This is a genomic window from Nostoc sp. DSM 114161, from assembly GCF_052692665.1.
Window position 1 is genome coordinate 2429644 of record NZ_CP195141.1, and the last position, 22551, is coordinate 2452194.

At 42.6% G+C, this 22551-nt stretch carries 16 protein-coding genes and 9 tRNA genes; 21 read left to right on the forward strand and 4 right to left on the reverse strand.

Features of this window, described 5'->3' with window-relative positions:
* Window positions 1-208 precede the first annotated feature (208 nt).
* From NSTC745_RS10480 to NSTC745_RS10520, 9 genes are all read left to right on the forward strand, one after another.
* Window positions 209-281, forward strand: a tRNA-Thr gene (locus NSTC745_RS10480).
* A 4-nt stretch (window positions 282-285) separates the two neighbouring features.
* A tRNA-Gly gene (locus NSTC745_RS10485) sits at window positions 286-356 on the forward strand.
* An 8-nt stretch (window positions 357-364) separates the two neighbouring features.
* Window positions 365-436 (forward strand) — tRNA-Gly (locus NSTC745_RS10490).
* Between the two features lie 5 nt (window positions 437-441).
* Window positions 442-517: transfer RNA gene (locus tag NSTC745_RS10495), tRNA-Val, on the forward strand.
* A gap of 6 nt (window positions 518-523) precedes the next feature.
* Window positions 524-597 (forward strand) — tRNA-Arg (locus NSTC745_RS10500).
* A gap of 79 nt (window positions 598-676) precedes the next feature.
* Window positions 677-750, forward strand: a tRNA-Ala gene (locus NSTC745_RS10505).
* 6 nt (window positions 751-756) lie between these two features.
* A tRNA-His gene (locus NSTC745_RS10510) sits at window positions 757-830 on the forward strand.
* Window positions 831-1040: 210 nt separating this feature from the next.
* Window positions 1041-1787 (forward strand): group I intron-associated PD-(D/E)XK endonuclease, encoded by a 747-nt coding sequence (locus NSTC745_RS10515; RefSeq protein WP_445637082.1) that lies wholly within the window; start codon window positions 1041-1043, stop codon window positions 1785-1787.
* A gap of 165 nt (window positions 1788-1952) precedes the next feature.
* Window positions 1953-2023: transfer RNA gene (locus NSTC745_RS10520), tRNA-Lys, on the forward strand.
* 1 nt (window position 2024) lies between these two features.
* Here NSTC745_RS10520 and nagZ read toward each other — a convergent pair.
* On the reverse strand, window positions 2025-3113 hold the full coding sequence (gene nagZ, locus NSTC745_RS10525; protein WP_445637083.1) for a beta-N-acetylhexosaminidase: 1089 nt from the start codon (window positions 3111-3113) through the stop codon (window positions 2025-2027).
* A gap of 404 nt (window positions 3114-3517) precedes the next feature.
* On the opposite strand from nagZ, the gene NSTC745_RS10530 reads away from it, so the two are divergent.
* The 5 genes from NSTC745_RS10530 (at window position 3518) to NSTC745_RS10550 (ending at window position 9166) form a co-directional block, all read left to right on the forward strand.
* The gene (locus NSTC745_RS10530; protein ID WP_445637084.1) at window positions 3518-4465 is read left to right on the forward strand and encodes a phytanoyl-CoA dioxygenase family protein; all 948 of its coding nucleotides are present in this window, start codon (window positions 3518-3520) and stop codon (window positions 4463-4465) included.
* A gap of 568 nt (window positions 4466-5033) precedes the next feature.
* A complete protein-coding gene (gene pds, locus NSTC745_RS10535) occupies window positions 5034-6473 on the forward strand; it encodes a 15-cis-phytoene desaturase (RefSeq protein WP_445637085.1) in 1440 nt (479 codons plus the stop codon).
* Complete coding sequence (gene crtB / locus NSTC745_RS10540; protein WP_445637086.1) at window positions 6457-7389, forward strand: 15-cis-phytoene synthase CrtB; 933 nt, start codon at window positions 6457-6459, stop codon at window positions 7387-7389. The genes pds and crtB overlap by 17 nt, the downstream gene beginning before the upstream one ends.
* A 196-nt stretch (window positions 7390-7585) precedes the next feature.
* A tRNA-Ser gene (locus NSTC745_RS10545) sits at window positions 7586-7677 on the forward strand.
* Between the two features lie 220 nt (window positions 7678-7897).
* Entirely contained in the window at window positions 7898-9166 is a 1269-nt protein-coding gene (locus NSTC745_RS10550) for an ABC transporter substrate-binding protein (RefSeq protein ID WP_445637087.1), read from the forward strand.
* Window positions 9167-9377: 211 nt separating this feature from the next.
* Here the strand turns inward: NSTC745_RS10550 and NSTC745_RS10555 are convergent, their stop codons facing one another.
* On the reverse strand, window positions 9378-10184 hold the full coding sequence (locus NSTC745_RS10555) for a hypothetical protein (RefSeq protein WP_445637088.1): 807 nt from the start codon (window positions 10182-10184) through the stop codon (window positions 9378-9380).
* Between the two features lie 712 nt (window positions 10185-10896).
* On the opposite strand from NSTC745_RS10555, the gene NSTC745_RS10560 reads away from it, so the two are divergent.
* Both NSTC745_RS10560 and NSTC745_RS10565 read left to right on the forward strand, forming a co-directional pair.
* Window positions 10897-11214 carry a hypothetical protein gene (locus NSTC745_RS10560; RefSeq protein ID WP_445637089.1) on the forward strand — a complete coding sequence of 106 codons (318 nt, stop codon included), beginning with the start codon at window positions 10897-10899 and terminating at the stop codon, window positions 11212-11214.
* 706 nt (window positions 11215-11920) lie between these two features.
* Window positions 11921-13648, forward strand: a complete 1728-nt coding sequence (locus tag NSTC745_RS10565) for a succinate dehydrogenase/fumarate reductase flavoprotein subunit (protein WP_445637090.1) — start codon at window positions 11921-11923, stop codon at window positions 13646-13648.
* Window positions 13649-13743: 95 nt separating this feature from the next.
* Here the strand turns inward: NSTC745_RS10565 and NSTC745_RS10570 are convergent, their stop codons facing one another.
* Window positions 13744-14445, reverse strand: a complete 702-nt coding sequence (locus tag NSTC745_RS10570; protein WP_445637091.1) for a DUF4276 family protein — start codon at window positions 14443-14445, stop codon at window positions 13744-13746.
* Window positions 14442-15623 carry an ATP-binding protein gene (locus tag NSTC745_RS10575; protein ID WP_445637092.1) on the reverse strand — a complete coding sequence of 394 codons (1182 nt, stop codon included), beginning with the start codon at window positions 15621-15623 and terminating at the stop codon, window positions 14442-14444. The genes NSTC745_RS10570 and NSTC745_RS10575 overlap by 4 nt, the downstream gene beginning before the upstream one ends.
* Window positions 15624-15778: 155 nt before the next feature.
* Here NSTC745_RS10575 and NSTC745_RS10580 point away from each other — a divergent pair, with 155 nt between their 5' ends.
* From NSTC745_RS10580 to NSTC745_RS10600, 5 genes are all read left to right on the forward strand, one after another.
* Complete coding sequence (locus NSTC745_RS10580; protein WP_445638571.1) at window positions 15779-15877, forward strand: DUF6888 family protein; 99 nt, start codon at window positions 15779-15781, stop codon at window positions 15875-15877.
* A gap of 11 nt (window positions 15878-15888) precedes the next feature.
* Entirely contained in the window at window positions 15889-16098 is a 210-nt protein-coding gene (locus NSTC745_RS10585) for a DUF6887 family protein (protein ID WP_445637093.1), read from the forward strand.
* Between the two features lie 100 nt (window positions 16099-16198).
* Window positions 16199-17176, forward strand: coding sequence for a protochlorophyllide reductase (locus NSTC745_RS10590; RefSeq protein ID WP_445637094.1), 978 nt, complete (start codon window positions 16199-16201; stop codon window positions 17174-17176).
* Window positions 17177-17937: 761 nt separating this feature from the next.
* Window positions 17938-21537 carry an ELWxxDGT repeat protein gene (locus NSTC745_RS10595; protein WP_445637095.1) on the forward strand — a complete coding sequence of 1200 codons (3600 nt, stop codon included), beginning with the start codon at window positions 17938-17940 and terminating at the stop codon, window positions 21535-21537.
* Between the two features lie 260 nt (window positions 21538-21797).
* A complete protein-coding gene (locus tag NSTC745_RS10600) occupies window positions 21798-22418 on the forward strand; it encodes a TMEM165/GDT1 family protein (RefSeq protein ID WP_445637096.1) in 621 nt (206 codons plus the stop codon).
* The last annotated feature ends 133 nt before the right edge of the window (window positions 22419-22551 follow it).

The window sequence follows — 22551 nt, forward strand, 5'->3', positions numbered from 1 at the left end:
GATTTTAGATTTTAAATTTTGGATTGTTGATTCAAACCTGAAAATCTAAAAAGGTGTGAGAGCAAGTTTGCTTTATTTGTGGAACAGATCCTTTCATTCCAAATCTACAATTCTTTACTCAAACTCATATTTAAAGCTATGGTGTCAATCTAAAATCCAAAACTTGTACTGAGCGAAGTCGAAGTATCCAAAATCCAAAATTCTTAGTGCTGGTGTAGCTCAATTGGCAGAGCAACTGACTTGTAATCAGTAGGTTGCAGGTTCAACTCCTGTTACCAGCTTGATGCGGGTGTGATGTAACGGCAGCATGAGACGTTTCCACCGTCTTCGTGCGAGTTCAAATCTCGCCGTCCGCTCTGAACTTGCGGGTGTGATGTAATCGGTAGCATCTGAGTACGCCATACTCAGTGCGTGGGTTCAAGTCCCTCCACTCGCTTGCGTAGTCCTGTAGCTCAATTGGTAGAGTGTCTTCCTTACAAGAAGAACGTTGCGGGTTCAATTCCTGCCAGGACTACCAAATCTTGGGAGTGTAGCTCAATGGAATAGAGCATCGAGTTTCTACCTCGAAAGCTGTGGGTTCGAGTCCTACCACTCCCGCCTGACACAAGTCAAAAGTTAAAAGTCAAAAGAATGAATTTAATTATTCCTCTTTCTTTTTACTTATTACTTTTTTGATGGGGTCATAGCTCAGTTGGCTAGAGCGCCTGCCTTGCAAGCAGGAGGTCATGGGTTCAAGTCCCATTGATTCCACTTATGGTGTCTGAAGCCAAAGTGGTCGAGGCGCTGGTTTGTGGAACCAGTAACAGCGGGTTCGAGTCCCGTCAGACACCCCTGAATGGAAGATGCTGCTGAATGGACGGCAACCAAGCTTGAACCTTGGAGTACGGGCAACTGTAGGGGTTCGATTCCTCCATCTTCCTCTGTACGATAAAACATAAGGAGGCTATACTTGTTTGTTGATTCTCAGCACACAGTATTAGATACTGGGGAAACAACAATTAAGAAAAATTTAAGTGGACAACAAAACTTGGCTGGGTAGTTTGGGAGAAAGCAAGGTAGCAGCAGAGCTAAGTAGGCATCGCTTTCACGTTTTTACTCAAACAACAGGTAAGGCACCTTTTGATTTAGTAGCCTACAAAGATGGTTACTTGTACAGAGTTAATGTGAAAACTACCCAAAGACTAAGCAAGTGGGGATCGTGGGAAGTAAAGATTGCCAGTGTACGCTCTAATCGCACAGGAAATCGCATAGTTCCTTTTGATTTTGCATCTTGTGATGTTCTTGCTGTATATGTAGAGCCTCTTGACAAAGTATGCTTTCTACATTCTTCTGAAGTTGCTGGGAAAAATTATATTGCTTTGAGAGAAAAAACAGTACATCAATCTAAACTTCTTTCTATATCAGAGTTAACTAACCCACAACGCATCTGCCACTCTAACAAGGACATAGCTAAGGACTTAATAGAGGCTAATGAATTAACCGTAGAATTTAGTAATTCGGTTGAGGATACATCAACGAAAGTGTTACTCAATAGGCAGCGAACTGATAAAGATTCTGGTGCGACTTTAATAGGAAAAGACAGAGTTTTCCTTAAATCTAGAAAAGTTGAGCGTCCCTCTAAGGAAGACCTACAAAAGATGATTTGGGAAACTTCTGTTCTTGAGGTGAGTCAGAAGTTTGGAGTATCTGATGTTGCAATTGCTAAGTGGTGCAAAAAATACGGTATTCCTAGACCTCCAAGGGGTTACTGGGCTAAAAAAAATCAATCTAAAAATTTCACAGTCTAGATTCAGCAATCTTTTCCACCTGAAGCCGAAAAGCGAGGCGCTGTGCTGATAACACAGAAATAGGAGGGGCAGTACCTCCCTGGTGGATTTATATCTAAGTTTAGTGTTACAAGGTTTGCGATGTAATACGATCCCACTTGCTCATTTCTTGATTCAAATTAACTAGGGTGGTTGGCATACCGGCTGTGCAGCGGGCTTTTAACCCGCAGAAATAGGTTCGACCCCTATACCACCCATTTATGAATAGCAACTTGCGATCGCCAGTTGAGCATGTTGCAATAGTACATCTTTATCCAAAGCCTGCACGGGATATTGCGGTGTTACTGCTAGTAGTTTCTCAATTCTTTCTCTAGCTGCTTCCACAACTGATTCATGTAAGCTACCGTTACTTAAAGAATCGCCAAAATCTTCAGCAATTCGATAAGTTCTTTCAATAGATGACGAATTAATATTCCGCGAAACAATAAACAGGTCGCAGCCTGCATTAAATGACCGCGCCACAGTACCAGCTTGAGTAAACATATCTGAAATTGCTTTCATATCTAAGTCGTCAGAAACAACGACTCCCTTAAAGCCAAGTTCTTTCCTAAGTATGTTTTTGAGAATAGGGTGAGAAAGCGTTCCTGGTACATGCGGATCTATCTTGGGAAATAAGATATGGACAGTCATAACTAAAGGAATCTGTACTTCTATGAGAGTTTTGAAAGGTATAAGTTCTCGAAGTCGCAGGTCTTCTAAGGTTAAATCGAGTGTTGGCAGTTCGATGTGAGAATCTTGGCTAGTATCTCCATGTCCGGGGAAATGCTTGGCGCATCCGATAATTCCTGAATCTCGGAGTCCAAGGTAGTAGTCACGGGCACCTTGAGCAGCAGTTTCAGGAGTGCGACCAAAGGCACGAGACCCAATTACAGGATTATTGGGATGGGAGAAAATATCTGCTACAGGGGCCCAAGATAAATTTATGCCAAGAGATTTTAGCTCAATAGCTGTTGCTTTTGCTACTTCGTAGGCGTGCGATCGCAACAACAATGCGTGAGGAAATCGCGTAATCGGTAATGGCGTGCGAATAACACGACCTCCTTCATGATCCAAAGTGACAAACATTGAATTACGTTCAGTATATTCTCGTATTTGTTTGTTCAGATCCTTGAATTTTTCTAGCCACACCTCATACGGAGTGCCATCCAGAAAATTTTTAGCAAAAAATATCACCCCAATAGGCTTTAATTCACTGAGTGCGCGTTTATCTTCATCACTTAACGTAGTGCCAGAAATACCTAGAATCAGGTGGTGCCCAAAGCAATTTAGCTCCTGCGATCGTGCCATAATCCTTTACCTATAGTTGTGTAGCAAACAATATAAACCCTAATCCTATACTTTTATCGAAGTGGGGAACGCCAAAGGAGACAAGAGGTAAGGAGAATAACTTCTTACTCCTCAGCCAACGGCCAACACCGCCTAAACGCCCCGAAGAAAGCTAACAGCACTCGAAATGCCCAATTCCCAATTTTCTTTAAACTTTCAGCAACTCTTGTAAAAAACGTGACTTTAAGAAACAGTTAAATATATTCTTAAGTAAATATATTTATTGAATTTTAATAATTAAGATACCAATTACATGGTATTACTTACGTAGTTCTAAAAGAGTTTTTCAGCAAAAGCATTTTTGTGTAGACCCAAGAGTGCTTGCTACAGGCATTGCATACTGTTGTCTTCATATCGGGAGATTTATGTCAATAAGTCTATTTAATAACTGTCTCGATAGAATTACTTCCAAAATTTATAATATTTGTTACGAAAATTACAAAGGATTGACTAAAAATCCTAGATGGCTTTTGATGCGTAAGATTGCTAGATTTAAAATTGGACGAGCTATTATGATTTATTTCTTAAAACGCTCAGCTAAATTATATTTTCATGAAAGCAATTCTTGTTTTCCAGATGTAAATGTAGATGACGTTGTTAAACATCTAAAAGCTGAAGGCATATATTCGGGAATTCAACTGCCTGAAAATATTGTTCAAGAAATAGTGGAATTTGCCTATTCAACACCTTGCTATGGTAACCGAAAAACAGATATGGGTTTCTTTTACCATAACAAGGAACAAGCGCAAACTAAGTCAGAAAAAAACTTTATAATTGGCAGTTATTTTAATACGGGTTTGCTTTGCCCTGCTATAAGAAAGCTCCAAAACGATCCAAAATTATTGGCAATAGCGGCTGCGTTTTTAGATGCTAAACCTATACATCAAGGGAATTTGATGTGGTGGAGTTTTTCAGGCAACGCAACATATCTCGAACAAAGTCAAGCTGCTCAGTTGTTTCACTACGACCTTGACGATTATCGTTTTCTGAAGTTTTTCTTTTATTTAACTGATGTAGACGATCGCAGCGGGCCTCATGTTTGTGTTCGTGGTAGCCATAAGAATAAAAAATGGTCGCACCTCTGGCTACGCAAACGAGAAACAGATGAAGATATCATCAATTATTATGGTTCTGAATCTTTAGTAAAAATTTGTGGCAAAGCTGGTTTTGGATTTGTGGAAGATCCGCTTTGTTTCCATAAAGGAATTACTCCTACTCATCAAGATCGTTTGATATTACAACTAGAATTTGCCAGAACTGACTATGGGATGCAGCACGATTTAAGAGCAGTTGCTCTACTCAAATGTATTTGATTTTGATTGTGCGATCGCAACTAACCTCTAATTTCAGGTGCTAATACTTTTTCATTTAATTTCAAATTACATACATGCAAGTCAATTAAAACAGTTAAAATACTTAATTAAAAACAAAAAGAGTATTTATTATTACATTATTGCAATATTTAGCGATGGGCCAAATATTTATTGACAAGGGTTCCACCAGTACTGCGTTTGCCCTGATGAATGAATGAAACACTTTCTTTCCCCACTCCCTACTCACCACTCCCCACGTTTCTTAAGAAGAAGTACACGAATTATCTAAAGAAATCAACTGCTTAGAGACAACAGTTAATAACTAGTTTTTTTAGTCATAGGTAATGACTTTTGTTTCTCGACATCTGGTAGTCTAAATCTAGATAAAATCAAGGCAGCAAAGCCATTGTCAACAATGGTTGCCTAGATGCGTGTGTATCAGGCAAAATTCCCCTTTAAACAAGTTTTTTGGGAAAGCGATCTCACAACGGCTACTAAATGTAACGGATTGCAACGTATAATGAAAACGGCAAAACCATTAAGAAATATTGAAGGGCAGTAGGGTTAAATGCGAGTAGCGATCGCGGGTGCTGGTCTAGCAGGACTTTCCTGCGCGAAATATCTAAAAGACGCAGGTCATACTCCCGTTGTCTTGGAAAGCCGGGACGTACTGGGTGGTCTTGTTGCGGCTTGGAAAGACTCTGATGGCGACTGGTATGAAACCGGGTTACACGCCTTCTTTGGGGCATATCCGAATATGCTCCAATTGCTCAAGGAGTTGGGCATCGAAGACAGACTCCAGTGGAAAGAGCATACACTGATTTTCAATCAACCAGATAAGCCTGGGACATTCTCGCGTTTTGATGTTCCAGATATTCCCTCTCCATTCAACGTGATTGCGTCGATTCTTCGCAACAAAGACATGTTGACATGGGAGCAGAAAATCCGATTTGCGGTTGGCCTACTTCCAGCAGTGGTTCGGGGTCAAAAGTATGTCGAAGACATGGACAAATACAGTTTCCTAGAGTGGTTGGAAAGGCAAGGTGTTGATGAGCGAGTAACCAGTGACGTTTTTATCGCTGCATGTAAAGCCCTCACCTTTATCAACCCCGATGAAGTTTCTGCAACGATTCTCTTAACTGCGCTCAATCGCTTTCTGCAAGAACGATATGGCTCCAAGATTGCATTTTTAGATGGTTCCCCCACAGAACGTCTATGCAACCCTATCGTGGATTACATCACAGAAGGTGGCGGTCAAGTACGGTTAAATGCTCCATTGAAAGAGATTTTACTCAACCCCGATAACACAGTCAAAGGATTTTTGATTCGGGGGTTAAATGGGGCAGAAGATGAAATTATCACGGCTGATGCTTACGTATCTGCCATCTCAGTAGACCCCTTGAAAGCGATCTTGCCTGGCCCTTGGAAGCAAATACAGTTTTTCCAGAAGCTAGAAGGCTTAGAAGGAGTGCCAGTGATCAACTTACATCTGTGGTTTGACCGGAAACTTACACAAATCGATCACTTGCTCTTTTCGCGATCGCCACTCCTAAGCGTTTATGCTGATATGAGCAATACCTGCCGTGAATACGCCAACCCTGACCGCTCAATGCTGGAATTAGTTCTAGCACCGGCAAAAGATTGGATAGCCAAATCCGATGAGGAGATTGTGGCCGCCACAATTGCCGAGTTAGAAAAACTCTTCCCCGACCACTTTGGGGGAGACAACCCAGCAAAACTGCTCAAATCTCATGTGGTGAAAACGCCGCGTTCAGTTTACAAAGCGACCCCCGGTCGCCAACAGTACCGTCCTGCACAAGTCACGCCGATTGCTAACTTCTATCTCGCCGGAAGTTACACCATGCAACGCTACTTAGGCAGTATGGAAGGTGCCGTACTTTCTGGTAAGCTGACAGCACAGGCGATTTCTGAGGCCTTCCCGGTAGCAAAATCCTCAAACCTGCAAACGCTCACTCGACCGCCTGCAACGAATGCTGCAACTGCCTGAATCCAAAGCCCGCATGAAAACGCTGGTCTCTGTGGACGAGTCCTACGAACTTTGTCGTCATCTCATAGCCAAATACTCCACGACTTTTTACCTCAGTACTTTGCTTCTGAGCAAGGAAAAGCGTCCTGCTATTTGGGCTATCTATGCTTGGTGCCGCCGTTTAGATGAACTGGTCGATGGCCCTGCATCTGCCATTACCACGCCAGAAACCCTAGACCTATGGGAGCAGCAGCTAGAATCGATATTTGCTGGACACCCATTGGATAATTTCGACGTAGCTTTGGTAGATACAGTCGAACGGTTCCCGATGGATATCGAGCCTTTTCGGGATATGATTGCCGGTCAACGTATGGACTTATACCGAAGTCGCTATGAAACCTTCGAGGAGTTATATCTTTACTGTTATCGTGTTGCCGGCACTGTAGGCTTGATGTCCACAGCAATCATGGGATTGGATACTGGCAAAAATACAGCTCCGTGGAACTGCGAACAACAGCCACATAATCCTACCGAAGAAGAAATTGCCTTGGGAATTGCCAAGCAACTCACCAACATCTTGCGAGATGTAGGCGAGGATGCACGACGCGGACGAATTTATATTCCTTTAGAAGATTTGGCAAGATTCAACTATAGCGAACGGGACTTGTTCGAGGGTATAGTTGACGATCGCTGGCGTTCCTTGATGCGCTTTCAAATTGCTCGCGCACGACAGTTTTATCGCAAGGCAGAAAAAGGAATTTCCTACCTAGCTGCTGATGGTCGTTGGCCTGTGTGGGCGGCTCTGATGCACTACAGTGGGATTTTAAGCGTCATCGAACGAAACGATTATAATGCCTTTACAAAACGCGCCTACGTGCCTCAGTGGCGGAAGTTGCGTTCTTTGCCAGTAGCGTGGATGCGATCGCAAGTCCTGTGAGATTAGTCATTGGTCATTGGTCATTAGTCATTAGTCATTAGTTAAACAAGAAGAACGAATAACAAAATTAGTCATTAGTCATTGGTCATCAGTTAAACAAGAAGGACGAATGACAAATGACAAATGACAAATAACAAATGACAAATGACTATTGACTCTCCCCAATATATCTGCTAACATCATTATTCGTGACCGTGGAGAGGTGGCTGAGTGGTCGAAAGCGGCAGATTGCTAATCTGTTGTACGGCAGGCAACTCCGTACCGAGGGTTCGAATCCCTCCCTCTCCGTTTTTCAGACTTTAAGCTACATATCAGACTACATTTCGGACTACATTGTGTGTAGAAAATGTGTGTAGAAAAATATTTATACAAAGAGTAAGGACTTTTACTCCTTCAGAGGGATGTTATGATTTATCCTTTGGAGTCCTGATAAAGTCAAGCTAACTTCTAAATCTAGTTTGAACACTACTTTTAGGCTCCTAAATATTTTGAGGAGTGAAAGTAACTTATGCAAAGAATTTGTACAGCCTTAACCTTGAGTATAATTAGCATCGCAAGTGGGTTCCTGTTAGCTGCTTGTGAAGACGGTGGTGGAACTACCCCCACAGCTAGCGGACTGAAAATAGGTTCTCTATTGCCCACAACAGGTGATTTAGCATCTATTGGGCAGCAGATGGCAGTGAGCGTTCCCTTACTAGTGGAAACCGTCAACGCTTGCGGTGGTGTAAACGGCCAACCTGTTACCCTTGTTGCTGTAGACGACCAAACAGACCCAAAAGCCGGTGCTGCTGGTATGACTAAACTAGCATCAGTAGATAAAGTTGCAGGTGTCGTTGGCTCTTTTGCTAGCAGTGTTTCCACAGCCGCCGTTTCAATTGCTGCTCAAAATCAAGTGATGTTGATTTCGCCAGGTAGCACCAGCCCTGTATTTACAGAAAAGGCACAAAAAGGCGACTTCAAAGGTTTTTGGGCGCGTACAGTTCCGCCTGATAGCTACCAAGGGCCAGCTTTAGCCCAACTCGCCACTAAAAAAGGTTTCAAGCGAGTATCCACCGTCGTAATTAATAACGACTATGGTGTCGGCTTTGAAAAGGCATTTGTTCAAGCTTTTGAAAAACTGGGCGGAACCGTAGTTAACAAAAAAAATCCTGTGCGTTACGACCCCAAAGCAACCACCTTTGAAACTGAAGCTACCGCTGCTTTTGCAGGGAAACCGGATGCAGTCTTGGGAGTTTTTTACGTAGAAACAGGTAGCTTGCTACTGAAGTCAGCATATCAGCAAGGTCTGAGCAAAGGCGTACAGGTAATGCTCACAGATGGGATGAAATCAGACGAATTCCCCGGTCAAGTCGGCAAAGGTAGCGACGGGAAATTCATTGCATCTGGAACCATCGGCACAGTACCTGGTTCTGATGGTAAAGCATTAGAAGCTTTCAAAAAACTCTGGCAACAGAAAAGAGGGGGTTCGCCAGGAGAATTCGCTCCCCAGTCTTGGGATGCTGCTGCTTTATTAGTATTGGCGGCCCAAGCTGCTAAAGAAAATACCGGCCCTGGTATAGCCAAGCATATCCGTGAAGTTGCTGACGGGCCTGGTACAGAGGTTACCGATGTCTGCGAGGGATTGAAGTTGTTGCAAAAGGGTCAAGACATTAACTATCAAGGAGCCAGTGGCAATGTAGATGTTGACGCTAACGGTGATGTTATCGGCGTTTACGATGTCTGGTCAGTAGGGGACGACGGCAAAATTAAGGTAATTGATAAAGTTACCCCTAAGTAGAAAGTTAGGAGTTAGGAGTTAGGAGTTATAAGTGAGGAGTTAGGAGTTAAGGAGTACTAACTTCTAACGTCAGAGTTGAGAAGTCAGAGCTTAGGAGTCAGAAGAATTCAAGAATTAGAAAAATTTGCGATCGATGAATACACCAATCATAGTAAGCTTGTCATCATTTCTAACTCCTAACTCCTAACTCCTACCTCCTAACTCTTAACTTTTAAAAGCCATTGAAGTTGTAACCAACACCTAATAACAAGCCCACATCAGTTTGGTCAAAAAATCCGGCATTCACAGACGCTGTTGCTGTAAATTGAGAATTCAGAGGCACATCAATGCCAGCAGATAGTAAAAAGGCAAATTCAGAATCATCACCAGTTTTCCAAGCTGCACCTGCTCCTACATAAGGTGCAAAGGCTAACGGTTCCCTAAAAGGATCTGTTGATTGGAAGGTGAAATCATAGGTGACGGGAAGTAATATTGTGGTATTGTCACCAAATATCGCGGCTGGGCGAACTGAAATAGTATTTGTTAAGCCGACTTTGCTGATTACCGCAAAGTTGCCATCCCCTAAAGCTGAACTGTCACCACTCAAACCAATGTTGGCACCAACCCCAACATAGCTGCTACCGCCACGGGTAGTTGTACCTAGATCGATATCTGATTGTGCAACTCTAGGGGCAGATGGTTGAGAATTTGGTTGCCCAGGCTCAGAATTCAGCGTTGCAGATGAGGTTGGCACTGTCCCTGGAATGGGCGTGAGGGTTTCCTCTGTTCCACCACTAGAAAACTGCTGAATCGTAGTTACATTTGCTACTGTTGATGGTTCAGTTGTTTCTGTAGCCTCTAATTCAGTACTTAATTCATTACCAGACACTACAGCTGCCGGAGCCTCTGCCTCTGTCAATGGCTGAGTGCTTACCGTATCTGTTGTCTGGGCAACGGCAGATAAGCCACTACTCAGGATTGTAAGAGCAGCTATACTTGGTAACCAAAAAACACCTTTACGAAGAAAACTTGTATTCACGTTCACTCACTCCTAAAACAATTATTGTCGCGAAAAATAAAGGGTTTTGTTGATTCGAGCCAACAAATTCGGACAATACTCAAAATTTAACATCAAAAAATCACTTTTACATCCTGGTTTTGATGGATTTATTTACTTAACAAGAAGTAGCAAATAATTAATTACTACATCATAAATATCCGGAATTTAACAGATGACAAAAATTATCCAGAGTTTACTGACTATTATATTTTTTGTGCTTGAGAGGAAAGCTTATACTGATAAAGGAAGCAATCATCAATTTAGATAAAAGCTTAGCCTAGCCCAACAACCAAGGTTATCAGTGTTTAATTGGACGAGTAAATTGGCATTTCTGCTGTCGCTGGAAACGTGGTTATTACAACTCCAACTACTCCTGTAATGCGGTTTATTTTAGCGTTCAGATTCAAGAGAAAAACTGTAAACTATCAACAATTAGCTATCAATTATCACTGATGAGCGATCGCAGAGAGTTTCAGTCTGCCACAACTATTCCTTAGCTGATTTGATTTAGGCTTTAAATCCGTAACTTCAACTTCAGAGCGATATTCCCTAATCCAATCTAAAAATTTCCTTATAATAAAAAAGCAAATATGAACTTATATTACGAACCTTGCAAAAATATTTAGAAATTGTCTTGAAGCCAAACATGGTTTTAAGGTAGAACCTATAGGAGAGACTTGAGGCAAATGTGATGAGCGGAAATAATATTCAAAACTATCGCTATGTCTGTACCCTGACCTTTGGTGATATCTACGGTCAAATAATTGTTTGGTTAATTACAATTACCCTAAGTTTGGCATCAGCCTTGGCACTGATGGGTGCTAAGAAGCCGGTATACGCTTTAGCAACAGTAGGTCTCGTCGTTCTGCTATCGCTGCCTTTCTTGCTGTTTGCGTTTGTGACTACATTGTTAAATCATATTGAACTAGTTCCTGTAGAACCTGGAACCAAAACAGAACCCATACCAGGTAATGTGTCTCAGCAACAACCCGTACAACTAACTACTTAATAAGTTAAGAGTTAAGAATTAAGAGTTAGGAGTCACAGTGCCTAGCTGTTAACTCTTAATTTTTAACTTTTTTCTTAACAATAGGGAGTAGGGAGTTAGGAAGAGGTTATTTTTCATCACCTCGTTGTGTGATTTATAACCTGACCGCGTAACTTCAAAATTTGTAATAACATCCCTGTCTATGGGCAGGGAATTTTTTTTGTAGAGATGCATACTTAACAAAGCTAGACTTACGCACTGAAGCCTGAAACCTCGATCCCCCCTAGCCCCCCGATAAATTGCTACGGTATACACACAAGTCTTCTAGATTTGCCTCGCATACTTTTGATCCCTCCAACCTCCCTTTTTAAGGGGGGCAAAAACCTCTCAAAGTCCTCCTTCTTAAGAAGGATAATGACTGATCTACGAGGATTTTGGCTTCCTACAAAGATGTGTGTACACTGTAGCCTTAAAAAGGGGGGAATTTCTAAAGCCACGCCACTTGCTCCAAGTCGGGAAACCCGCCCACCGCAGTGGCTCCCCTTTTTAAAAGGGTTAGGGGATCTTAGTGCGTAAGTCATGAAACCCTGGAAAATCGCACAACCAAATATCAAAAAGGTTTCTTCTCCTACTCCCTTTTTTAAGACAGTTTAATCACTTGAAAAACGCTTTCTTCGATCGGATTTCTACAATAGAACAGCAGTGGTTTGCAGTCGGGGGCTAAATAATGCTGGAACATGATGTGATTATTGTTGGCGGTGGATTGGCAGGATGTCGCGCTGCTGTGGAAATTACCCGCACCGACCCTAGTTTAAATGTTGCTGTGGTTGCCAAAACCCATCCCATTCGTTCCCACTCGGTGGCAGCCCAAGGTGGTATGGCTGCATCACTAAAAAATGTCGATTCGGAAGATAGCTGGGAAGCACATGCTTTTGATACTGTCAAGGGTTCTGACTATTTAGCAGATCAAGATGCTGTGGCAATTCTCGCCCAGGAAGCGCCAGATGTGGTGATTGACTTGGAACACATGGGCGTTTTATTCTCGCGCTTAGCCGATGGCCGAATTGCCCAAAGAGCTTTTGGCGGACATTCCCATAACCGTACTTGTTACGCGGCAGACAAGACTGGTCACGCAATTTTGCATGAATTGGTTAACAACCTGCGCCGTTATGGGGTGCAAGTTTATCAAGAGTGGTATGTGATGCGTCTCATTTTGGAAGAGGGGCAGGCTAAGGGTGTGGTGATGTTCCATCTGTTGGATGGACATGTTGAGGTTGTGCGGGCAAAAGCAGTAATGTTTGCTACAGGGGGCTATGGTCGGGTTTATAACACCACCTCCAACGATTACGCTTCTTCGGGCGATGGTTTAGCTATGACTGCGATCGCCGGTTTGCCCCTAGAAGATATGGAATTTGTCCAATTCCATCCCACTGGCTTGTATCCAGTAGGGGTGCTGATTTCCGAAGCAGTACGCGGCGAAGGGGCGTATTTGATTAATAGCCAAGGCGATCGCTTTATGGCTAACTACGCGCCTAGTCGCATGGAACTGGCTCCTCGCGATATTACCTCGCGGGCGATCGCTTATGAAATCCGCGCCGGTCGTGGTATTCATACCGATGGTAGCGCTGGTGGCCCCTTTGTGTATCTCGATCTGCGACATATGGGCAAAGAAAAAATTATGAGTCGCGTTCCCTTCTGTTGGGAAGAAGCCCATCGACTAGTGGGTGTTGACGCTGTAACTCAACCTATGCCAGTGCGCCCGACGATTCATTATTGTATGGGCGGTATCCCAGTGAACACTGAAGGTCAAGTCCGCAGTAGTGGTGATGGTTTAGTTGAAGGGTTTTATGCTGCTGGGGAAACTGCTTGTGTTTCTGTACACGGAGCAAATCGCTTAGGTAGTAATTCGTTATTAGAGTGTGTAGTTTATGGCAAACGCACTGGAGCAGCGATCGCTCAATTTGTGCAAAAACGTAAATTGCCCTCTGTGGATGAGCAACGCTACCTCAACGAAGCCAAGCAACAAATCCAAGCTTTGCTAGAACAACCAGGACAGTACCGCATTAACCAAGTTCGTCAAGCCTTCCAAGATTGTATGACTGAGTATTGCGGTGTTTTCCGCACTGAAGCATTAATGACTGAAGGGTTACAAAAACTAGAAGAAATCCAACAGCGATATCCCCAAATTTATTTAGATGACAAAGGAAGTTGCTGGAATACAGAACTTGTAGAAGCCTTAGAACTGCGAAGTCTGATGGTAGTGGGACAGACCATTTTGGCATCAGCTTTAAATCGCCAAGAAAGCCGTGGCGCACACTTCCGGGAAGATTATTCCCAGCGAGATGATGCTAACTTTCTCAAACATACGATGGGTTACTATTCAGCAGCGGGAATTGATATTCAATATCGACCTGTAGCAATTACTATGTTTGAGCCAAAAGAGCGGAAGTATTAGCAAAGGGTGAAGTATGAAGGTTGAAAGGTCTTATTCTTCATACTTTCCTTGAAAAGCTAGAGAGTTTTTGATAATGACAAAAATTATCTAATTTCCTAAAGAATTATAAATAGGTCAAGATATCTAACAAATTCTCCAAAGCTAGGAACACTATTGGCAAGTTGCATATATAAAAACTCATAATCTAGATTGGAAACAATTGTATTAACCTGATTCCTTTGCTTTTTATAAGCTCTAGCTACAAGCTTATAAATCAAGTCCATATCATTAGCAGGATGAGGTCTTGTTTCCATATCATCAGTTTGAGGGTTAAATCCAAAAGTTACTTTAATTCTTTCTGGAGTCAGGCTTAAATCTATTTTCATGAAATGGTTCCATTCTGCTAAAAACCATGACTCTATTTCCATAACAGCAAGAACTATATGAATAGGAATTGACCCTTTTGGTAAGAATAAGTTCAAACTACTTTGTAGTTTTAGTTTTTCAGTTATGGGTATTGGATAAACATCTCTTAATCCTATTACTCTTTCAAAGCCAGATCCAATTAAAGAATTATACTGTTCCCTCATGTCTGAAACAACGCTGTTATCACTAGATGAGTTATAAACTAAGACATAAAATTTTGTTTGAGAAGTAATATTATCGCTCATTATTAAGGTAGTAATTCGAGTTCCTAGTTTACCGCTTATAGATTGCTCCTCTATTGCGATGTTATTCTTTCCAGCAATCTCTTCAAGCAATTTTCTTACAAAAATCTGTTCTGTTTGCCCCTCCACAAAAATAGCTAGTTTTTTCACCGAACTGTCTGCTCCTCATTACCAAATCCTTCTACATAGAATTGAGTGGCAAAAAAGTCGAAATTATTTAGACCAGTGAATTTAAAATCTTCAAATATTTGCTTGGAATTATGTATGTTGTGAAGTTTTGCTAATCCTGGTTTTCTTTCAATCACTGACCAATATTCTAAAGGAACACCATTCATGATAAAGCGGTCATTGGTAGTCATAACTAGCTGAACTAATCCAGTCTGCGCTTTACTGATAAGTAACTCAATCATTGCTGACGCTCTTTCAAAGTCTAGTCCCTCTCCGATATCATCTATCAATATACAACTAGGCTTTTTAGCTAAAAGTAAGTAGTTTATTTGAATGATTAGAGATAAGGCTCTAAACATACCTTGAGATATGAGTCCTTGTTCAGTTTTTTGTTTCAGATCGCTTTCCTGAACATAAAGACATTGTATATATTGTAATGATACTTCATCCTCATCATCAGAAAAGAAAACTGATGGAGTTTGAGTACCGATTTCAGATATGTTGTAACCTATAGATAACATATCTGATTTAATACTTTCAATAAAAGCAGGACTTACTTCAGCTTTTCCTAAATTGAATATATCAATTACGTTATCTGCATCTCTTAAGTCTATCTTTTTTCTTTTTTTAATAGGGTGATTGATTGCAAGATTCTTTCTACCTAAGTCTGTTCCAAATTGGTAGTAATTTAATAAACTTGCCCAATTGTAAATTTCATCAAAAACAGGATGTTGGATAGAGTCTCTGCGCTGGAAAGCGGCAACTTCATCAATTGGAGTCTGAAAGTCAATATATTCTTGTAGTTTTTCAGCCCAAACCGTACCTTCACCTGATTCATTTCGTTCAAGGTAATTCTTAGAACCAATAGTGAAACTTTCTTTAACTACCTGACCTTTATCAACTTTCAATATGTAGACTTTTTTGTTATCTTCGCTATGAGAATCGAAAGTTAATTTCCACTCTCTCGACATACGAACAAGTCTTAGACTATCTTCACCAGATAGTAAACCTGATATCAGGTTGATAGTTCTCAGTATTTTCGATTTACCAGAGGCATTTTTACCAACAATTAAGTTGACATTACCTAACTGGCAACCATCTAAACACCACTCACTTGCCAAACCTCTATCCTGACAATATTCCACTAAATCTAATTTCATTGGTTTTGAATTTATTTACAATTTTGACTGATTATGGTGAATTAGCACGATGTGTACTGAGTACAGTTCATTAGCAAGGGTCATACTAAATTTTAATGCTATTCATCACGGAAGCAATATTTCTTTGTCAACTACTTTCTAATTTGTATTAGCTCATCCAAGTTTTTGCCTACGACCAAAACTTGAAAACCCTTTATATTCAAGCTGGTTTGAACGACGAGATTGCAGTCATAATTAATCAAAATGGCAATTGAAACTTTGTTCTATGATGCAGAACCTCAACCAAATGACCAATACCGAACTCAAACAGTATATTTCAGAACATAGAAATGATGAAGAAGCATTTAGGGCTGCATTACAAGTTTTGATGAGTCGTTGTGACTCTGCTACACAACAACCCTATCCTTTCGATCTAGACAATCCTGAGAGCGAGGTACAAGCTCTGCTTTTAGAAAAACTTAATCGAAGTGAGTGAGAAGCGATCGCCAACTATAACACCTAAACCATCAGAGGTGGTAACCCAGTGATGTAAAATCCTGGAGATAGTAAAAGGCGATCAATAGAGTTTCAAGAGAATGGCACAGGATAGGAAAACGGTTGTAATTACAGGTGCCTCTTCGGGGGTTGGCTTGTACGCTGCAAAAGCTCTTGCCCAGAGAGGTTGGTACGTGGTGTTGGCATGTCGGGATTTAGCAAAGGCACAACAAGCTGCCCAAGCCGTGGGAATCCCTTACAACAGTTATACCAGCATACATATTGACCTTGGCTCCTTGGAAAGCGTTCGACAGTTTGTGAAAAACTTCCGCGCAAGTGGCAACTCCCTCGATGCTTTGGTTTGCAACGCGGCAATTTATATGCCTTTAATAAAAGAACCATTACGAAGCCCAGAAGGTTACGAGTTAACCGTCACTACCAATCATCTTGGGCATTTCCTTTTGTGCAATCTCTTGCTAGAGGATTTACAAAAGTCTTCTTCACAGCCAAGACTGGTGATTTTGGGAACTGTCACCCACAACCCAGACGAAATCGGTGGAAAGATTCCTCCGCGTCCAGACTTGGGTAATTTCGAGGGCTTTGCAGCAGGATTTAAAGACCGAATTTCGATGATTGACGGCAAGAAATTTGAACCCGTTAAAGCTTACAAAGACAGCAAGGTTTGTAACGTGTTGACCATGAGAGAACTGCATCGGCGCTACCACGAGTCAACCAATATTGTCTTCAGTTCTCTCTATCCGGGATGTGTTGCAGAAACGCCACTATTCCGCAACCACTATCCGCTGTTTCAGAAACTTTTCCCATTATTCCAAAAGTACATCACTGGGGGATATGTGTCTCAGGATTTAGCAGGAGAGCGGGTTGCTGCTGTTGTTGCCGATCCTGAATATAGTCAATCCGGTGTTTATTGGAGCTGGGGAAATCGTCAGAAAAAAGATGGCAAGTCATTTGTTCAAAAAGTTTCTCCTCAAGCCCGCGATGATGAAAAAGGCGAGCGGATGTGGGAACTCAGCGCCAAGTTGGTTGGACTTGAATCGCCAAATGTGGTTTTGCGTTAACCTTGTGTACGATCGATTCATCAATTCAGTTTTTTGAATGAATTGACATGATGCATAAGTCAACAATGGTTGAGGTGATTATTCAGTCATCTCAACTATTGTTTATATTTTTATTGGATTTGATCTTCTTATGTGATACCAATTCAAATAATGTTTGCGACACATCAATTATCCGTAAGGGCACAACAATGTTGTGCCCCTACCCATTTGTCGCATTCTTTTTTCAAATTGGTATGAGCTTTAATCCTGGCATAATCTTCAATAAAATAAAGAAGTTTACACAATAGATTTCACTCATAAATTATCAATAGCAGAGTCGAATAAATACAGAAATTTCTATAAAAACCTAATTCTGCTTTCGGCAGTATTTCTGTTTTTATGTTTGTCGAAAAAACGCGTTTGCACAACAATATTCTTTACCAATCTTTATAATTTTTCATCTATTCACCACCTGAATTTAAATTTCTGGCTACTCAATTTAATCGATAATTTCAGATAGAGACAAGCGCAGAAATTTCAGAAAATATGATGCTCAGTCTAGATATTTAGTGTTCTGGACTGCTTAATATATTAAACTAAATCACCTATATATAAAATTCAAGATATTTGCGGAGGCTGTTTAATTTCAAAAAAGCGAAGCTCAAGGCGTTATACGATCGCACTTTTACACACTCAGAAAAATAGCGATCGCACTTACAGCATCAACCAGAGTCTGATTTCGCTTGTAGATTGTGTCTCAAAAGGTTTAAGGAAAAATGGTTATGGCAGCACAAGAAGGATCTATTAACCTGATAAAAGATATAAATACCAGTGGAGTTTCCTCTAACCCGCAAAATCTGGCCAATGTCAACGGTACACTGTACTTTGTTGCGATCGACAACAGTGGTGGCTATGAACTGTGGAAGAGTGATGGTACTGAGGCTGGTACTGTAAGTGTTAAGGATATCTTCTCTGGCATAGCTAGTTCTTATCCGCAGAATCTGACCAATGTCAACGGCACGCTGTACTTCAGTGCCACCGACAGCAGTGGAGGCAATGAACTGTGGAAGAGTGATGGCACAGAGGCTGGTACTATCCGCGTCAAGGATATCTTCTCTGGCATAGGTAACTCTAACCCAGCATATCTGACGAATGTCAACGACACGCTATATTTCGTTGCCACCGATAGCAATGGAGGTCGCGAACTGTGGAAGAGTGATGGCACCGAGGCTGGTACTATCCGCGTCAAGGATATTTTCTCTGGCATAGGTAGCTCTAACCCTCAAAATCTGACGAACGTCAATGGCACGCTGTACTTCAGTGCCACTGACAGCAGTGGGGGCAATGAACTTTGGAAGAGCGATGGCACCGAGGCTGGTACTATCCGCGTCAAGGATATCTTCTCTGGCACAGGTAGTTCTTATCCGCAACATCTGACCGATGTCAACGGCACGCTGTACTTTGTTGCCTATGACAGCAGTGGTGGCTATGAACTTTGGAAGAGCGATGGCACCGAGGCTGGCACTGTCCGCGTCAAGGATATTTTCTCTGGCACAGGTAGTTCTAACCCCCAAAATCTAACCGATGTCAACGGCACACTGTATTTCACTGCCACTGAAAGTAGTGAGGCTAATGAACTGTGGAAGAGTGATGGCACCGAGGCTGGTACTGTCCGCGTCAAGAATATCTTCTCTGGCACAGGTAGTTCTACCCCGCAAAATCTGACCAATGTCAACGGCACGCTCTACTTTAGAGCCACCGACAGCAGTGGGGGGTGGGAACTATGGAAGAGTGATGGTACCGAAGCTAGTACTGTCCGCGTCAAGGATATCTTTTCCGGCACGGGTAGTTCCAGCCCCCAAAATCTGACCAATATCAACGGCACGCTGTACTTCAGTGCCACCGACAGCAGTGGCGGGAATGAACTGTGGAAGAGCGATGGCACCGAGGCTGGTACTGTCCGCGTTAAGGATATTTTTTCTGGCACAGGTAGTTCCAACCCAGCATATCTGACTAACGTCAACGGCACCCTGTACTTCAGAGCCACTGACAGCACAGGTGGCTATGAATTGTGGAAAAGTGATGGCACCGAAGCTGGTACTACCCGCCTCAAGGATATTAATACTACTACACTATCCTCTGAACCGTATTTTCTGACCAATGTCAATGACACGCTCTACTTTAGAGCTACCGACGGCAGTGGGGGAAATGAACTGTGGAAGAGTGATGGTACTGAAGCTGGTACTGTCTGCGTCAAAGATATCTTTTCTGGCACGGGTAGCTCTAACCCCCAAAATCTGACAAATGTCAACGGTACCCTATACTTCAGTGCTACCGACAGCAGTGGAGACAATGAACTGTGGAAGAGTGATGGCACCGAGGCTGGTACCGTCCGCGTCAAGGATATCTTCTCTGGCACGGGTAGCTCTAACCCGAATTTTCTGACCAATATCAACGATACACTCTACTTCGTTGCCACTGACACCAGTGGGGGCCGAGAACTGTGGAAGAGTGATGCCACCGAAGTTGGTACTGTCCTGATTAAGGATATCTTCTCTGGCACGGGTAGCTCTAACCCGAATTTTCTGACCAATGTCAACGGTACGCTGTACTTCGTTGCCTATGACAGCAGTGGGGGTCGGGAACTGTGGAAGAGTGATGGCACCGAGGCTGGTACTATCCGCATTAAGGATATTGTCTCTGGTACGGGTAGCTCTAATCCCCAAAATCTGACCAATGTCAACGGTACGCTATACTTCGTTGCCTATGACAGCAATGGAGATAATGAACTGTGGAAAAGTGATGGCACCGAGGCTGGTACCATCCGCGTCAAGGATATCTCCTCTGATATAGGTAGCTCTAACCCACAAAATCTGACAAATGTCAACGGTACGCTGTACTTCAGTGCCACCGACAGCAGTGGAGACAATGAACTGTGGAAGAGCGATGGCACCGAGGCTGGTACTATCCGCGTCAAGGATATCTTCTCTGATATAGGTAGCTCTAATCCACAAAATTTGACAAATGTCAACGGCACGCTATATTTCGTTGCTTATGACAACATTGCGGGGAATGAATTGTGGAAGAGTGATGGCACTGAGGCTGGTACTGTCCGCGTCAAAGATATCTTCTCTGGCATAGGTAGCTCTAACTTGCAAAATCTAACCAATGTCAACGGTACGCTGTACTTCAGTGCCACCGACGGTAGTGGTGGCACTGAACTGTGGAAGAGTGATGGTAGTGAAGCTGGTACTTTGTGCGTCAAGGATATCTTTACTGGCATAGGTAGCTCTTACCCTAACAACCTAACTTATATCAATGGCAAACTCTACTTTTTTGCTGATAACGGGAATACTGGACAAGAACTTTTTGTGCTTGACCTGAACGATACTCCCACTGACCTGAGTCTAAGTGCCACCAGTGTTGACGAGAATGTTCCTACCAACACACTAATTGGTAACTTTAGCACCACCGATCCTGATACAAACGACACCCACACCTATACTCTAGTTTCAGGTGCAGGCGACACCGATAACAGTGCCTTCACCATTGTTGGTAACGAGTTACGTATCAACGACTCCCCCGACTACGAAACCAAGAATAGCTACAACATCCGTTTACGCACCACAGATGGAGGTGGCTTATTCTACGAGAAAGCGATCGCCATCGCACTCAACAATATTAATGATGCCCCAACACTGGAAAATAGTATTGTCGACCAAACAGCAATTGAAGACACTACCTTCAATTTCACTCTCCCAGCAAACACCTTTACAGATGTTGATGCTGGAGATAACCTCACCTATAGTGCCACCCTGGAAAATGGCGACCCAATCCCCAGTTGGTTGACCTTTAACGACACCACTTTCAGCGGTACTCCCACAAATGACGACGTTGGCAGCCTCAACATCAAAGTTATCGCTAGCGATGAAACCACAACTGCCAGCGATGTTTTTGTACTGACAGTAGTCGATACTAGCGATGTTCTCGTCACTATTAACGACAGCATCAGCACAAAGGAATTGGATGCTGGTACAGAAAGCGACAGTCTCATTGCTGGTTTGGGCAATAGTACCTTGTTGAGCAGTCTAGGTAACGATGTACTCATCGGTGGAAGCGAACAAGATACCTTCAACCTGGCTCATATCTGCACTGGAGTTTATAACATTATTTCCATTTCCAAAGCAGAATTTGGATTGAGCCATCAGGATACAACACTAGATTCGAGCTTGTTTCGATTTGGCACTAGCTTCATCTACAATCGAGCTACGGGTAGCCTATTCTTCGATAAAGATGGAGTTGGTGGTACGGCACAAGTTCAAATCGCTCAATTCTCAAATCAAGTAATGCTTACTAATGCAAACATTACTGTAATTGCCTAACTGTTATCTGCTGCCTTGACTTGTATCTGGAATATAGGTATAATTGCAGTCACAACAGAAGGGGAGTAGCTGCTGGCAAAAAATAAAAGCCAGTACATCTGAATCAACATACTGGCGATGAGCCTGGTTCAGGTGACAAGTAATAAAATATTTGAAAGCGAGACCTTCACTAAGTTCACACCGAAAAGTGTAAGCTTGGTGAGGTTTTTGGCTCTCATCAAGCTTCACATGGGTCAACGATTCTTCAGGAGCTTGAGAGAGTGTTAACAGCTTTTACCGCAGGTTTGTTATTAATTACAGTTTCAGAACTAGGCGATAAAACATTTTTTATTGCCGTGATTTTGGCAATGCATCACTCGCGACGGCTGGTATTTGCAGGTGTGGTAGCTGCTTTAGCCGCGATGACAATTCTTTCGGTGCTATTTGGACAGGCAGCATCGTTATTGCCTAAAGTTTATATTCATTATGCTGAAATAACTTTGTTTATCGCCTTTGGTATCAAGCTGCTATACGACGCAAGTAAGATGCCTGGCTCTGCTTGTGACACTGAAATTGTAGAAGAGGCGGAAGCTGCGGTAAAACAGGCAGATTTGCAGCTACCAAAGCGAAAAAATTCCTTATCAATTTTAATAGAGGCCTTTACATTAACCTTTATGGCAGAGTGGGGCGATCGCACTCAAATTGCCACCATTGCTTTAGCAGCCGGAAATAATGCCATTGGAGTAACCACAGGTGCAATTTTGGGACATGCGATTTGTGCAGCGATCGCAGTTATCGGCGGCAAAATGATCGCTGGTCGCATTTCCGAACGTCAACTCACCTTGATTGGCGGATGCCTGTTTTTCATCTTTGGTATCGTCGCTGCCATTGAAGGAGTGTGAGGAGTGTGGGGAGATGGGGAGTGTGGGGAGATGGGGAGTGTGGGGAGTGTGGGAGGTGTGGGGAGTGTGGGGGGAAAGAGAATTTATGCCCCCCTCTCCTCCCACAGCTCCCACCCCTCCCTCTCCTCCCACA

Bases quoted from the DNA above. Each gene is read 5' to 3' on its own strand.
- NSTC745_RS10575 (WP_445637092.1), bottom strand. From the start codon at position 15,623: ATGAAATTAGATTTAGTGGAATATTGTCAGGATAGAGGTTTGGCAAGT.
- NSTC745_RS10550 (WP_445637087.1), top strand. From the start codon at position 7,898: ATGCAAAGAATTTGTACAGCCTTAACCTTGAGTATAATTAGCATCGCA.
- nagZ (WP_445637083.1), bottom strand. From the start codon at position 3,113: ATGGCACGATCGCAGGAGCTAAATTGCTTTGGGCACCACCTGATTCTA.
- NSTC745_RS10560 (WP_445637089.1), top strand. From the start codon at position 10,897: ATGAGCGGAAATAATATTCAAAACTATCGCTATGTCTGTACCCTGACC.
- NSTC745_RS10565 (WP_445637090.1), top strand. From the start codon at position 11,921: ATGCTGGAACATGATGTGATTATTGTTGGCGGTGGATTGGCAGGATGT.
- pds (WP_445637085.1), top strand. From the start codon at position 5,034: ATGCGAGTAGCGATCGCGGGTGCTGGTCTAGCAGGACTTTCCTGCGCG.
- NSTC745_RS10585 (WP_445637093.1), top strand. From the start codon at position 15,889: ATGATGCAGAACCTCAACCAAATGACCAATACCGAACTCAAACAGTAT.
- NSTC745_RS10595 (WP_445637095.1), top strand. From the start codon at position 17,938: ATGGCAGCACAAGAAGGATCTATTAACCTGATAAAAGATATAAATACC.
- NSTC745_RS10530 (WP_445637084.1), top strand. From the start codon at position 3,518: ATGTCAATAAGTCTATTTAATAACTGTCTCGATAGAATTACTTCCAAA.
- NSTC745_RS10590 (WP_445637094.1), top strand. From the start codon at position 16,199: ATGGCACAGGATAGGAAAACGGTTGTAATTACAGGTGCCTCTTCGGGG.
- crtB (WP_445637086.1), top strand. From the start codon at position 6,457: ATGCTGCAACTGCCTGAATCCAAAGCCCGCATGAAAACGCTGGTCTCT.